At 76.3% G+C, this 13740-nt stretch carries 12 protein-coding genes and 1 pseudogene; 6 read left to right on the forward strand and 7 right to left on the reverse strand.

Annotation, left to right across the window (positions count from 1 at the left end):
- Positions 1-136: 136 nt before the first annotated feature.
- On the reverse strand, positions 137-1504 hold the full coding sequence (locus tag ACFV0G_RS20775) for a cation:dicarboxylate symporter family transporter (RefSeq protein WP_380549659.1): 1368 nt from the start codon (positions 1502-1504) through the stop codon (positions 137-139).
- Positions 1505-1655: 151 nt separating this feature from the next.
- Between ACFV0G_RS20775 and ACFV0G_RS20780 the strand changes: the two genes are divergently transcribed.
- Complete coding sequence (locus tag ACFV0G_RS20780) at positions 1656-3272, forward strand: ATP-binding protein (protein ID WP_380549662.1); 1617 nt, start codon at positions 1656-1658, stop codon at positions 3270-3272.
- Positions 3269-3964 carry a response regulator gene (locus tag ACFV0G_RS20785; RefSeq protein ID WP_380549665.1) on the forward strand — a complete coding sequence of 232 codons (696 nt, stop codon included), beginning with the start codon at positions 3269-3271 and terminating at the stop codon, positions 3962-3964. Before ACFV0G_RS20780 ends, ACFV0G_RS20785 begins: the two co-directional genes overlap by 4 nt.
- On the opposite strand, the gene ACFV0G_RS20790 is transcribed toward ACFV0G_RS20785, so the two are convergent.
- The 4 genes from ACFV0G_RS20790 to ACFV0G_RS20805 are packed head-to-tail and all read right to left on the reverse strand — an operon-like array spanning position 3946 to position 6984.
- The gene (locus ACFV0G_RS20790; protein ID WP_380549668.1) at positions 3946-4572 is read right to left on the reverse strand and encodes a class I SAM-dependent methyltransferase; all 627 of its coding nucleotides are present in this window, start codon (positions 4570-4572) and stop codon (positions 3946-3948) included. The genes ACFV0G_RS20785 and ACFV0G_RS20790 overlap by 19 nt on opposite strands.
- Before the next feature lie 33 nt (positions 4573-4605).
- Positions 4606-5274, reverse strand: coding sequence for a response regulator (locus ACFV0G_RS20795; protein ID WP_380549671.1), 669 nt, complete (start codon positions 5272-5274; stop codon positions 4606-4608).
- Positions 5271-6455 carry a sensor histidine kinase gene (locus ACFV0G_RS20800; protein WP_380549674.1) on the reverse strand — a complete coding sequence of 395 codons (1185 nt, stop codon included), beginning with the start codon at positions 6453-6455 and terminating at the stop codon, positions 5271-5273. Before ACFV0G_RS20800 ends, ACFV0G_RS20795 begins: the two co-directional genes overlap by 4 nt.
- A gap of 1 nt (position 6456) precedes the next feature.
- Positions 6457-6984, reverse strand: coding sequence for a hypothetical protein (locus tag ACFV0G_RS20805; protein WP_380549678.1), 528 nt, complete (start codon positions 6982-6984; stop codon positions 6457-6459).
- Between the two features lie 279 nt (positions 6985-7263).
- Between ACFV0G_RS20805 and ACFV0G_RS20810 the strand changes: the two genes are divergently transcribed.
- From ACFV0G_RS20810 to ACFV0G_RS20825, 4 genes are all read left to right on the forward strand, one after another.
- The gene (locus ACFV0G_RS20810; protein WP_380549681.1) at positions 7264-8625 is read left to right on the forward strand and encodes a diaminobutyrate--2-oxoglutarate transaminase family protein; all 1362 of its coding nucleotides are present in this window, start codon (positions 7264-7266) and stop codon (positions 8623-8625) included.
- Positions 8622-10109: a pyridoxal phosphate-dependent decarboxylase family protein gene (locus tag ACFV0G_RS20815; protein WP_380549684.1), complete on the forward strand. Its 1488-nt coding sequence runs from the start codon at positions 8622-8624 to the stop codon at positions 10107-10109. The genes ACFV0G_RS20810 and ACFV0G_RS20815 overlap by 4 nt, the downstream gene beginning before the upstream one ends.
- 431 nt (positions 10110-10540) lie before the next feature.
- A complete protein-coding gene (locus ACFV0G_RS20820) occupies positions 10541-11272 on the forward strand; it encodes a tRNA-dependent cyclodipeptide synthase (RefSeq protein WP_380549687.1) in 732 nt (243 codons plus the stop codon).
- Positions 11273-11304: 32 nt separating this feature from the next.
- Positions 11305-12507: a cytochrome P450 gene (locus ACFV0G_RS20825; RefSeq protein WP_380549690.1), complete on the forward strand. Its 1203-nt coding sequence runs from the start codon at positions 11305-11307 to the stop codon at positions 12505-12507.
- 28 nt (positions 12508-12535) lie between these two features.
- Here the strand turns inward: ACFV0G_RS20825 and ACFV0G_RS20830 are convergent, their stop codons facing one another.
- Positions 12536-13339, reverse strand: coding sequence for an inositol monophosphatase family protein (locus ACFV0G_RS20830; RefSeq protein ID WP_380549693.1), 804 nt, complete (start codon positions 13337-13339; stop codon positions 12536-12538).
- Between the two features lie 128 nt (positions 13340-13467).
- Positions 13468-13740 (reverse strand): annotated as a pseudogene (locus tag ACFV0G_RS20835) (type III PLP-dependent enzyme); the annotation flags it as partial.

The following is a 13740-nucleotide window of genomic DNA, read 5'->3' on the forward strand; positions in this document are numbered from 1 at the left end:
CCCCCCCCCCCGGGGGGGGGGGCCCGCGCCGCCCCCCCCCCCCGGGTTGACCCCCGCGGGCCCCCCCGGGCCCCGGCCCGGCGCCGCGCGGGGGGGCGGCCCCGGGGGGCGGGGCGGGGGGTCGGGGCGGTGCCGGTCAGGCCGGGGCGGTCTCCGCGGCGGGCGCGCCGGACTGGGCGGGGACGCCCGCGCCGTGCGCGTCCACCAGGGCGGCCTCGTCGAAGGGCAGGCCGCCGGCCAGCACCAGCCGCAGCCGGTCCCGGTCGAGCTCGTTCGTCCAGTGGCCGATCAGCACGGTGGCCACCGCGTTGCCGGCGAAGTTGGTGAGTGCGCGGGCCTCCGACATGAAGCGGTCGATGCCGACGATCAGGCCGACGCCGTCGACCAGCTCCGGCCGGTGCGACTGGAGGCCGCCGGCCAGGGTGGCCAGGCCCGCGCCGGTGACGCCGGCCGCGCCCTTGGAGGCGATCACCATGAAGAGCAGCAGCGAGAGCTGCTGGCCGATCGACATCGGCTTGTCGAGCGCCTCGGAGATGAAGATCGAGGCCATCGTGAGGTAGATCGCGGTGCCGTCCAGGTTGAAGCTGTAGCCGGTCGGCACGGTGATGCCGACCACCGGGCGGCTGACGCCGAGGTGCTCCATCTTGGCGATCAGGCGGGGCAGCGCGCTCTCCGAGGAGGAGGTGGAGAGGATCAGCAGGAACTCCCGGCCGAGGTAGCGCAGCAGCGCGAACACGTTCACCCCGGCGACCAGCCGCAGCAGCAGGCCGAGCACGACGGCGACGAACAGCGCGCAGGTCAGGTAGAAGCCGAGCATGATCATGGCGAGGCTCTTCAGCGCGGCGGTGCCGGTCGCGCCCACCACGGCGGCCATCGCGCCGAAGGCGCCGATCGGGGCCACCCACATGATCATCGACATGATCCGGAAGACCAGCTTCTGCAGGTGCTCCACGCCGCGCAGCACGGGCGCACCGGCCGGGCCCATGGCCTGGAGGGCGAAGCCGGCGAGCAGGGCGACCAGCAGCGTCTGGAGCACCTTGCCCTCGGTCAGGGCGGAGAACAGCGTGGTCGGGATCGTTCCGAGCAGGAAGTCGGCGGTGCCGGTGGAGCCGCCCGCCGCGGCCTGGGCGTGGCCGGACTTCGCCAGCGCGCTGGTGAGGTGCAGGCCGGCGCCGGGCTCGATCAGGTTGCCGACCACCAGGCCGATGCCGAGGGCGACCGTGGACATCACCAGGAAGTAGCCGAGGGCGAGCCCGCCGACCCGGCCGACCTTGGCGGCCCGGCCGACCGATCCGATGCCCAGCACGATGGTGCAGAAGATCACCGGGCTGATCATCATCTTGATCAGGTTGACGAAGCCCGTCCCGACCGGCTTCAGCTCCACCGCGAACGACGGCGCCGCCAGGCCGACGACGATGCCGGCGACCACCGCGACGATCACCGCGAGATAGAGGTGGCGGGTGCGGTCCCTGCCTCTGCTGACTGCTCCTGATGGGGTCGACATCTGCGGCTCCTTCGCCCTGAGTCCCTGACGGCCCCGGGGGGAGGGCCGGTGAAGACTATGGGCGCCCGCGTGACGCGGGTCACGTTTGCGTTCATAGAGTTCACATGACCGGGGCGGGCCCTTCCCGGCCGCGACCAGGCACACTGTCCGCATGACCGCCGCCCCGTCCCGTCCCGTGCGCCGCCTGCCGCGCAGCCTGGCCGGGCAGCTGTTCGCGGTCCAGGTCGTCATCGTGGCGGCCGTGGTGGCGGGGGGTGCGGTGCTGGCGTACCTGTTCACCGCCCAGCGGGCCGAGGACTCGGCACTGCGCCAGGTGACCGCGGCGGCCACCGCCGTCGCCGACGCGCCGACCGTCCGCGCGGCCGCCGTCCGGCCGGACCCGACCCCGGTGGTGCAGCCGTACGCCGAGCAGGTCCGGCGGGACGCGCACGTCGACTTCGTCACCGTGATGGACACCCGCGGCATCCGCTGGGCGCACCGCGACCCGGCGCAGATCGGCCGGCCCTTCCTCGGCCACATCGACGGGGCGCTGGCCGGCGAGACCACCCACGAGACGTACAGCGGCACACTCGGCCCGTCCGTCCGGGTGGTCACCCCCGTCCGGGACGACGCCGGCCGGGTGGTGGCCCTGGTCAGTGCCGGGATCACCGTCGACTCGATCAGCGAGCAGCTCAGCGGCCCGGTGCTGGCCCTGGTCGGGGTCGCCGCCGCGGCCCTCGTCCTCGGCGGCCTCGGCACCTACCTCGCCAACGCGCGGCTGCGCCGGCACACCCACGGCATGGGCGCCGCCGAACTCAGCCACCTGTACGACTACCACCAGGCGACCCTGCACTCCGTCCGGGAGGGCCTGGTGCTGCTGGACCGCGGCCACCGGGTGGTGCTCTGCAACGACGCCGCACGCGAACTCCTCGGCCTCACCGGGGAGCTGGAGGGTGTGCCGGCGGCCGACCTCGGGCTGCCGGAGTCGCTGCTGGCAGCCGTGCTCGGCCCGGAGCCGGCGGTGGACGAGATCCACCTGACCGCCGAGCGCGTGGTGGTGCTCAACACCTCGCCGATCGGCACCGGCCTGGGCAGCGTGCTGACGCTCCGCGACCACACCGAACTCCAGTCGCTGGCAGGTGAACTGGACAGCGTCCGGGGCTTCGCCGACGCGCTGAACGCGCAGACCCACGAGGCCGCCAACCGGCTGCACGCGGTCGTCTCGCTGATCGAACTCGGCCGCCACCGCGAGGCGGTGGACTTCGCCACCGCCGAACTCGCCCTCACCCAGCGGCTCACCGACAACGTGGTGGGCGCGGTCGGCGAGCCGGTGCTCGCCGCCCTGCTGCTCGGCAAGGCCTCGCAGGCGGCCGAGCGCGGCGTCGAGCTCGCGCTCACCGGGGACAGCCGGATCGACGACGGGGTGCTGCCCCGCGACCTCGCCCCGCGCGACCTGGTCACCGTCCTCGGCAACCTGATCGACAACGCGGTGGACGCCGCGATCGAGAACGCCGCCGGCCACCCCGGCCCGCCCGAGGTCACCGTCACCGCCCGGGTGGACGGCCCGGAACTGCTGCTCCGGGTCGCCGACACCGGGGCCGGCATCGACGAGGGGGCCGCGGCCGAGGTCTTCCGGCGCGGCTGGACGACCAAGCAGCACGGCCGCGGCCTCGGCCTCGCCCTGGTCGCCCAGGCGGCCCGCCGCAACGGCGGCACCGTGGAGGTCGGCCGGGACCGCGGCGCGGTGCTCACCGTGCGCCTGCCGCTCCAGCGGGAGGCGGTGCGATGACCGCCATCCCGGTCCTGGTGGTGGAGGACGACCCCGTCGCCGCCGACGCGCACAGCCTGTACGTCGCCCGCACCCCCGGCTTCCGGGTCGCGGCGACCGCGCACGGCTGCGCGCAGGCGCTGCGCGCCCTGGACCGGGCCCGGGCGGCCGGCGACCCGGTCGAACTGGTCCTGCTGGACCTCTACCTGCCGGACGGCCACGGGCTGGCGCTCTGCCGCACCCTGCGCGCGGCCGGGCACACCGCGGACGTCATCGCGGTCACCTCGGCCCGGGACCTCGCGATGGTCCGGCAGGCGGTGTCCGCGGGCGTCGTGCAGTACCTGCTGAAGCCGTTCAGCAGTGCGGCGCTGCGCGACCGGCTGGAGCGCTACTCCCGCTACCGGGACTCGCTCGGCCGGGACGGCCAGGCGGTCGGCCAGGACGAGGTCGACCAAGCCCTCGCCCTGCTGCGGACGCCCGAACGGACCGCGCTGCCCAAGGGGTTGAGCGCGCCCACGCTGGAGACCGTGGCCGGGGTGCTGCGGGCCGCCGACGCCGGGCTGTCCGCGGCGGCCGCCGGGGTCGCGGCCGGGGTCTCCCGGATCACCGCCCGGAGGTACCTGGAGCACCTGGTGGAGAGCGGGCTGGCCGTCCGCGAGCCGCAGTACGGGCAGGTCGGCCGCCCGGAGCTCTGCTACCGCTGGCGGTCCTGACCCGCCGCCGGCGGGCGCTCGGCCACCGCCAGGAAGCGGTCCTCGGCGTCGGTGTAGGCGGTCAGCCGCCAGCCGTTCGCGGCCAGCAGCGGGCGGAGGTTCGGCTCGGCGCGCAGGTCGTCCGGGGTGAGGGCGCGGCCGTGCCGGGCGGCCAGCGCGGCCCGGCCGATCGGGTGGTAGAGCGCGAGGCGGCCGCCGGGCCGGGTGACCCGGGCGAGCTCGCGCAGTCCGGCGGCCGGGCCCGGCAGGTGGGCGATCAGGCCCGCGCCGAAGACCAGGTCCACGACCGCGTCCGGCAGCGGGAGCCGGGCGCAGTCCGCCAGCAGGAGGGCGGCCGTATCCCGGTGGGCGGCGGCGCGGGCCAGCATCTCGGGGGTGAGGTCGACGCCGAGCACGGTGCCCCGGGGGCCGACCGCGGCGCGCAGCAGCGGCAGCGCCCGGCCCGTCCCGCAGCCCGCGTCCACCACGAAGGCCCCGTCGCCCGGGGCGAGTTCGGCGATCGCCGCGGCGTAGCGCGGGCCGTCGTCGGGGAACTTGGCGTCCCATCCGGCGGCGCGTGCGCCGAAGAACTCCCGGGTGCGCGCCCGGTCCGCCCGCTCGTCGCTCATGCCCGAATCGTAGGGCAGGGCGGCCCGGACTCCTCAGGCGCCGCCCGGGGCGACCAGCCCGGACTCGTAGGCGAACACCACCGCCTGGGCCCGGTCGCGCAGGCCGAGCTTGGTCAGGATCCGGCTCACGTGCGTCTTGACGGTCTGCTCGGCGAGGACGAGGGCGGCGGCGACCTCGGCGTTCGACAGGCCCTGGGCGACCAGCTGCAGCACGTCGGTCTCCCGCGGCGTCAGCTCCGGCAGCCGGCGGGCGGCGGCGCGGTGGGGGGCCGGCCCCCGGGCGGCGAAGTCCGCGATCAGGCGGCGGGTGACCGACGGCGCGAGCAGCGCGTCCCCGGCCGCGACCACCTGGACGGCCCCGACGAGCTCCTCCGCCGTGGCGTCCTTCAGCAGGAAGCCGCTGGCGCCCGCCCGCAGTGCCTCGTAGACGTAGTCGTCCAGGTCGAAGGTGGTGAGCATGAGCACCCGGGGACGCCCGGGGCGGCCCTCCAGCAGCCGGCGGGTCGCCTCCAGACCGTCCATCACCGGCATCCGCACGTCCATCAGGACGACGTCGGGGTCGAGCCGGCCGGCGGCCTCCACGGCGGCGGCGCCGTCCGCGGCGTCACCGACCACCTCCAGGCCGGGCTGGGCGGCGAGCAGCGCGCCGAAGCCCTGACGGACCATCGCCTGGTCGTCGGCGATCAGGATGCGGGTGGTCATCGATCCTCCGGCAGCGGCAGGGCGGCGGTCACGGTGAACCCGCCCCCGGGAACGGCGCGCGCCGAGAACTCCCCGCCCAGCAGGGCGGCCCGTTCGCGCATGCCCATCAGACCATGGCCGCGTCCGTCGGCCGGGGCCGCGGCCGGCCCGGCCCGACCCGGACCGTTGTGCACGGAGATCAGGAGCGCGGCGCCGGTGCGCTCCACCCGGACGGTCGCCGCCGCGCCGGCCGCGTGCCGCCGCACGTTGGACAGCGACTCCTGGACGATCCGGTACGCGCAGACACCGACCGCGGCCGGGAGGCCGGCCAGTTCGCCGGACACCTCCAGCGCCACGTCCGGGCCCGCCTGCGCGATCAGGCCGTCGAGCCGGTCCAGGTCGGGCTGCGGCACCCGTTCGGCCGCGTCCTCGCCCCGCAGCAGCCCCAGCAGGCGCCGCATGTCGGAGAGGGCGTCACGGGCCGCACCGGCGACGGCCCGGAACTCCTCGTGCGCCTCCGGGGGCAGGCCCGGCAGCCGGTAGGGCGCGGTCTCGGCGCGGACGGCGATCAGCGACATGTGGTGCGCCACCACGTCGTGCAGTTCCCGCCCGATCCGGGAGCGCTCCTCCAGGAGGGCGCGCCGGGTCCGCTCGACCTCGCTGATCCGCTCCTGTTCGGCGAGGCGGGCCAGGGCCGCCGCCCGGTCGCGCAGCACCTGGGCCGCGACCAGCGCGAGGACGACGGCGACCGCGACCGGCAGCAGTCCGGCCCAGCCGCCCCGGCCGGGCAGCGCGGCCAGCAGCAGCGCGGTGGCGGCGAGGACGGCGCCGCCCATCGCCAGTGACACCCCGCGGGCCACCCGGCTGCCGGCCGCGACCAGCACCACGGCCAGGGCGGCCAGCCCGGTGACGGGCCAGGGCCACGGCTCGGCGGCGGAGACCGGGCGGGCCGCGAGCGCGGTCAGCACCCCGGCGGCGAGGGTCAGCACGAAGGCGGGCAGCGGGCGGCTGCGGCACCACAGCAGCGGCACCGCGCGGGCCGCGCTCAGGGCCAGGGCCGGGCCTGCGGCCAGCGCGTAGTGCTGGACGAGGTCGAGCCACCCGACCGGGACGAGGACGGCGACCGCGGCCGGCAGGGCCGCGGCCCGCAGCCGCCGCGTCGTCTGTTCGGCGATCATCGCCGACCAGCCTAGGGCAGCCATCTCAGGCCTCCCCGGGCGCGCCGAGCAGGCGGACGGCCAGCCGCCGCTGGGCGACGACGGGGGCCCGCAGGATCGGCAGCACGAGGGCCAGCGTGAGCAGGGCGACGCCGAAGTGCGCCAGCCAGGCGCCCGCCATCGTCGGGCCGCCCCAGGCGCTGCTCACGTCGTTGCCCCACTCCGCGAGCGGGTAGCAGAGGCCGCGGACGATCGTGTCCCCCCACAGCACGGCGGTCAGCACGCAGCTGAGGAGCTGGAGCGGCAGCGGCAGTACAGCGTGCGCCAGGGCCCGCGGCAGCCGGCCGCGCGCCGGCTCGGTGATCGGTGCGTCCAGCAGCCGGACGGCGAGGCCGCGCTGCCACCGGTAGGCGGTGCGGGGCCGTCCGGCGAGGACGGCCGGCAGCGAGGCCAGGCCGACGAACGGGGCGGCCACGGCGTACGCCGAGCTGCGCCAGTCGTAGCCGGCGCGGAGCCAGGAGACGGACGCGGAAGTCGACTCGGCGGAGCGGGGGAGCAGGGGTGTGCGGGTCACGGGGTCCTCCCGGTGCGGTCGGTCGGTCAGTGCTCCGACCGTAGGTTCCGGCCCCGCCCCGGCACGTCCCTCCACGGAGCCGTTCCGGACCCCCTACCGGGGTAGCGGGAGGGGGTGTGCCGGAGGTGCCGGATCCGGTGCGTAACCCTTTGCCGTCCCGCTCGTTGGAGCAGGGCACGGAGATCACCCGACCGGGTGACAGATCGGTGTCCCCGCCGGTCGGCGGCGATGGCCGGCAGGTAAACTTAGGCTTACCTAACTTCGAGGGAGAGCCTGCCCGTGAGCCCCACCGTGGACACCGCCGTCCCCGTCGGTGACGCGATCCTGCGCCGCCAGCGCATCCGCGAATCGGCCGCCCGCACCTACGCCCGGTCGTTCCCGATCGTCCCCGTCCGGGCCAACGGCATGACGGTGGAGGGCGCCGACGGCCGCCGCTACCTCGACTGCCTCTCCGGCGCCGGCACCCTCGTCCTCGGCCACAACCACCCGGTGGTGCTGGCGGCCATCCGGCGCACCCTCGACAGCGGCGCCCCGCTCCACCTGCTCGACCTCGCCACCGCGGAGAAGGACGACTTCACCACCGCCCTGTTCGAGTCCCTGCCGCCCGCCTTCGCCGACCGGGCCCGGGTGCACTTCTGCGGCCCGGCCGGGACGGATGCGGTCGAGGCGGCGCTCAAGCTGATGCGGACGGCCACCGGCCGCCGCGGCGCCCTCGCCTTCACCGGCGCCTACCACGGCATGACCTCCGGCGCGCTCGCCGTCACCGGCTCGGTCGCCGCCCGGGTCCCGCTGGCCGGCGCCGGCGACGTCACCCGGCTGCCCTACCCGTACCCGTACCGCTGCCCCTTCGGGGTCGGCGGCGAGCGCGGCGCGGAGCTCTCGGTGACCTACACCGAGCGGCTGCTGGACGACCCCTCCGGCGGGGTGGCCGCACCCGCGGCGATGATCCTGGAGGCCGTCCAGGGCGAGGGCGGCGTCGTCCCCGCCCCGGACGACTGGCTGCGCGCCATGCGCCGGATCACCGCCGAGCGCGGCATCCCGCTGATCGTCGACGAGGTGCAGACCGGCGTCGGCCGCACCGGCGCGATGTGGGCCGTCCAGCACAGCGGCATCACCCCGGACGCCATGGTGCTCTCCAAGGCCATCGGCGGCAGCCTGCCGCTCGCCGTCGTGGTCTACCGCGAGGAGTACGACGGCTGGCCGCCCGGCGCGCACACCGGCACCTTCCGCGGCAACACCCTCGCCATGGCGGCCGGCGCCGCCACCCTGCGGTACGTCGCCGCCAACGGCCTGGTCGCCCGGTCCGAGCAGCTCGGCGCCCGGATGACCGCCCGGCTGGACGGGCTGCGCAGCGGCCTCCCGGTCATCGGCGACGTCCGCGGCCGCGGCCTGATGATCGGCGTCGAACTCGTCGACCCCGCCGGCACCCCGGACGCCTGCGGCGCGCTGCCCGCCGACCCCGAACTCGCCGTCCGGGTCCGCGAGGCCTGCCTGCGGCGCGGCCTGATCGTCGAACTCGGCGGCCGCCACGACGCGGTGCTGCGCCTGCTGCCCCCGCTCACCATCACCGACGAACAGGCCGAGGCCGTCCTCGACCGGCTCGGCGACGCCGTCGAGGCAGCCGCCCGCTGCACCCCGTGACCGGCCCCGGGGCGCCGCAGGCGCTCTCCGGCGGCCGGTCCGGCCCGGCCGCGCTGCGCCCGCTGCTCGACGAGGCGCTGGCCGGGCTCGACGCCGGGGCCCGGCTGCGCGGCGGCCCGATCGCCCCCGGCGGCCCCGGCGAGACCACCCGGCAGGTCCGGCAGGTCCTCGACGACCCGGCCCCGGACAGCACCGCCCTGCGCCGGCTCACCGAGCTGCTCGCGTACGGCGCCGCCGACCCCGCCGACCCGGCCTGCGCGGCCCACCTGCACTGCCCCCCGCTGGCCGTCGCGGTCGCGGCCGACCTCGCGGTGAGCGCCCTCAACCCGTCCCAGGACTCCTGGGACCAGGCGCCCGCGGCCACCGCCCTGGAGACCGAGCTCCTCGCCGAACTCGCCGCGCTGGTGGGCTTCCCGCCCGCCGCCGCGGCCGGGGTGCTCACCTCCGGCGGCACCGAGTCCAACCTGATGGGGCTGATGCTGGCCCGCGACCGGGTCCTCGGCGGGGCGGTCGAGCTCGACGGGCTCCCGGCCGGCCGCCGGCCACGGATCCTCGCCTCCGCGGCCGCCCACTTCTCCGTCCAGCGCGCCGCCGCCCTGCTCGGCCTCGGTGAACGGGCCGTGCTCACCGTGCCGGTCGACCGCGACCAGCGGATGGACGCCGACGCTCTCGCCGCGGCCCGCGCCGGCGCCGTCCGCGCCGGCGAGACCCCCGTCGCCGTGGTCGCCACCGCCGGCACCACCGACACCGGGGCCATCGACCCGCTGCACCGCTGCGCCGACCTGGCCCGGCGCTACGGTGCCCGGCTGCACGTGGACGCGGCGTACGGCGGCGGCGCGCTCTTCTCCGGGCGGCTCGCCCCGCTGCTCGACGGCATCGCACGCGCCGACTCGGTGTCGCTCGACTTCCACAAGCTCGGCTGGCAGCCGGCCGCCGCGGGCGTCTTCCTGGTCCGCCACCGGGAGAGCTACGCCTCGCTGGCCCGCCGTGCGGCGTACCTCAACCCGGCCGACGACGAACAGGCCGGCTATCCCAGCCTGCTCGGGTACTCGCTGCGCACCACCCGGCGCCCGGACGCCTTCAAGCTGGCCGTCACCCTGCGCACCCTCGGCCGGGCCGGCCTCGGCGCACTGGTCGACGCCTGCCACGACCTGGCCCGGCACGCGGCCGCGGCGGTCCGCGCCGAACCCGCGCTGGAGGGGCAGGGCGAGCCCGTCCTCACCACCGTGCTCCTCCGGTACCGACCCGCCGACCCCGATCCGGCCGCCGCCGACCTGGTCAACGCCGAACTCCGCCGGCAGCTGCTGCGCACCGGCACGGCGGTGGTCGGCCGCACCGAGATCCCCGGCGACGGGCCGGGCCGGGTGCGCCTGAAACTCACTCTGCTGAACCCGCACACCACGCCGGCCGACGTCGACCGGCTGCTCGCCGAGATCGTCCGCCACGGCCGCGAGGTGGAATTCCGATACAGCGCGCACCCGTGATCCGCCCGGCCTTTTCGGAGCAAGCTACAATGGCCGACGGAGCGTCAATCACGTATTGCAGCAAGAAAGTTCCGTGAACATACCTCCTCCGGGCCGTCCAGCCGTTTTCGGCCGCGCCGGGATCGAATTCCGCCAACCGGCCGCAATGCCTTGCGGATCCGGTGATCAACGGCGGTAACTTCTCGTGGTCGCCGCCACACCGGGAGCACACGGCACCCAGGGACTAGCGGCGCAGGGGAGCTCCACCGTGCCGTTCCAGGCCTGTCCACGCCCGGTCTGAGCTCCCGTCCGACCGGTACGCCGACCCGGCGTCCGCGCATCCTTCCGCCGCAGTCCGCCCCGCCCGAACCGGGCGCCCGGACGCGTGCTCGCACCGCCCTTCCCCGTCATTCGGCCCGGTGGGCCCGGCCCTGCCCTGCGGAGGCTCCGGCATGAGCGAAATCCTTCTGAGCACCACCCCGATACCCGGCGGCCCGCCCGCCGCCTTCGACGCGGCGCCGTTCTCCGAACGGTGCCGGCGGATATTCGACCGCGGCGACCACCTGCTGATCGGCGTCAGCCCCGGGAACAGTTACTTCAGCGCCGGCCGGATCGCCGACCTGGTGCGCTGGGGGCGGGAGTCGTTCGCCGCCGTCGACGTCGTCCACGCCGACCTGCACGTGGCCGCGCAGTTCCGTGCGGCCGGCTACCCGCCCGAGGCCGCGGCGCGCCGCGCCGCCAAGGAGGTCAAGGCCACCCGGCGGCGGGTGGAGCGCGGCGTCGCCGACGCCGGGCGCAGCCGGGTCGGCGTCCACGCCCTCTCCGAGCTGGCCGGCACCGCCGCGTACCGGCGGCTGCACCGCACCGTGCTCGACGCCCTCGGCGCCGACCGGCCGCTGCGGGAGGCGACCGAGCGGATGGCCGGCGGCTTCCTGCACTCCCGGCTCGACGGTGCCGCCCCGGACGCCGAGCACCTGGCGGCGGGCGTGGCGTACATCGCCGCCGAGCTGCCGTTCTTCCTGGACACCCCGGCGCTGCTCGGAGTGGACTCCTCGGTCGCCTGCTACCACGTCGAACTACCGCTCACCGACGTGCTGTTCGGCCGCACCGAGGGCCTGCGCGCGGCCGCGCACCAGGGTTACGCGGTGGTCCGCCCGGCCGTCGCGGCCGCCGCCGCGGCCTGACCACCCGCCACCGACCGATGACGAGGAGACCGATGACCACCACCGAGCAGCCCGAGTTCACCTTCCCGCTCTCCCGGCGCGGCGACGTGCTGCCCGAGGAGGCGGTGACCCTGCGGGAGAAGCACCCGATCACCAGGGTCCGCACCATGACCGGCGACGAGGCCTGGCTGGTGAGCTCGTACGCGCTGGCGAAGCAGGTGCTGGAGGACGAGCGGTTCAGCCTCAAGGACACCGCCAACCCCGGGGTGCCGCGCCAGTACGCGCTGACCATCCCGCCGGAGGTGGTCAACAACATGGGCAACATCAACAGCGCCGGCCTGCGGCAGGCCGTCATGAAGACCCTCAACCCGCGCGCCGACCGGGAGCTGGCCGGCCGGCTGGAGGCCGAGGCGCACCGGCTGATCGACCGGCTGGTCGAGCAGGGTGCGCCCGGCGAGCTGCGTGACGGCTTCACGGACCCGTACTCGGCGGCGCTGCACTGCCGGCTGCTCGGCATCCCGAGCGACGACTGGCGGCGGCTGATGGCCGGCATCGACCTCGCCTTCATCACCAGCCCCGCGCCGTTCGAGGGGTCCGCGCCCAACTGGTACAAGGACCTCGGCTACCTGGTGGAGCGGCTGAACGCGGACCCGGCGCCGACCGAGGGGCTGCTCGGCCGGTTCGCCGAGCTGCGGCGCTCCCCGGACGCCGCCGACCGGGTCGACGACGAGCTGCTGGCCACCGTCGCGCTGTCGCTGTTCGGCGCCGGCGCGGTCTCCACCTCGTCGTTCCTGCTGCACGCGATCATCGCCCTGGCCCGGCAGCCCGAGCTGGCGGAGCGGATCCGCACCGAGCCGGCCGTCGTGGACCGGGCGGTGGACGAGCTGCTGCGGGTCAACCTGTCGATCGGGGACGCGCTGCCCCGCCTGGCGCTGGCCGACGTCCCGGTGGGCGACGTGCTGGTGCGGGCCGGCGAGCTGGTCCTGGTGCTGGTGGAGGGCGCCAACTACGACCCGGAGGTGTTCCCGCACCCGGAGCGGATCGACTTCGACCGCCCGGCCAACCCGCACCTGTCCTTCGGCGCGGGGCGGCACTTCTGCCCGGCCTCCGCGCTCGGCCGCACCCACGCGGAGATCGCGCTGGCGGTGCTGGCGGAGCGGCTGCCCGGGCTGCGCCTCGCGCTGCCCGCGGAGCAGCTGGCGTGGCGGCCGGGCTTCATCAAGCGCCTGCCGGAGCGGCTGCCCGTGCTCTGGTAGGGCCGTGCTCCGGCGGTCCCGTCGGCCGTCAGCCGTCGGTGCCCATCAGGATCGCCCGGGTGCGCTCCCAGACCGCCGGGTCGCAGGCCACCAGCAGGCCGTCCTCGCAGCCCGGCGGGTCCGGGCGGTAGTCGCTGCCGTCGAGGCGGGCGGAGACCCCGCCCGCCTCGGTGACCAGCAGCGAACCCGGCGCGTGGTCCCACGGCAGGGTGCGCCAGTAGAGGATGAACTCCTGCTCGCCCTCGGCGAGTTGCGGGTACTCCATGCCGGCGGAGCGCAGTCCGGTGGTGATCCGGCCGAACGCCCGCGCGCGGGTCTGCATCCGGTGGTGGAGCGCCGGGTCGAGGTAGCGGCTCTTCACCGAGCCGCGCCACTTCTCCGGGTCGTCGGCGACGGGCGGGCGGACCAGCCGTTCGCCGTTGCGCCAGGCGCCCGCGCCGAGCTCCGCGGCGTAGCTCGTCCGGGTGACCGGCTGGTAGATCCAGGAGGCCACCGTGCGGCCGGAGCGGACCAGTGAGGCCATCACGGCGAAGTCGGGCCGGCCGGCGACGAAGTTCGCGGTGCCGTCCACCGGGTCGACCAGCCAGGCGGCGGGCTCGGAGCGCAGCGCCTCGGCCAGCGCCGGGTCGGCCGACACGGCCTCCTCGCCGACCACCGGGACGGGGAGCAGGTCGCGCAGCCTTCTGGAGATGATCACCTCGGCCTCGCGGTCGGCGGCCGTCACCACCTCGCCGGGGGCCTTCTCCATGACCTCGCCGGCGCCCAGTGCCCGGAAGCGGGGCTCGACCGCCTCGGCCGACGCCTCGGCGAGGATCTCCGCCACCTTCTCCATCAGCACGTGCCCGCTCCCTTCGCTGGGTACCACTCTCCCACGCCCGCAGGGGCGCCACCTGCGGCGCCCCTGCGCCGGCCGGGCGTCCGGGGGCACCGGCCGGGGCGGCGCGGCGCGGCCGGCCGCGCTCAGCCGGCCTGGTCGTCGAGCACGTGGAACTCCGGCTGGGGGTGCATCAGGAACCCGTGGTGCGAGATGTTCCAGGCGTACGCCCCCGCCATGGCGAGGACCACCCGGTCGCCGGCCCGCAGCCCGGCCGCCGGGACGTGCGCGGCGAGCACGTCCTTGGGGGTGCAGAGCTGGCCCGCCAGGGTGACGGTCGCGGGGGGGGCGGGCGGGGGGGGGCCGGGGGGGGGGCCGGGGGTGGCGGGCCCGCCGGCGCGCGGCGGGGCGGGGGCGCC

Source organism: Kitasatospora sp. NPDC059571 (assembly GCF_042735675.1).
Classification (GTDB): domain Bacteria; phylum Actinomycetota; class Actinomycetes; order Streptomycetales; family Streptomycetaceae; genus Kitasatospora.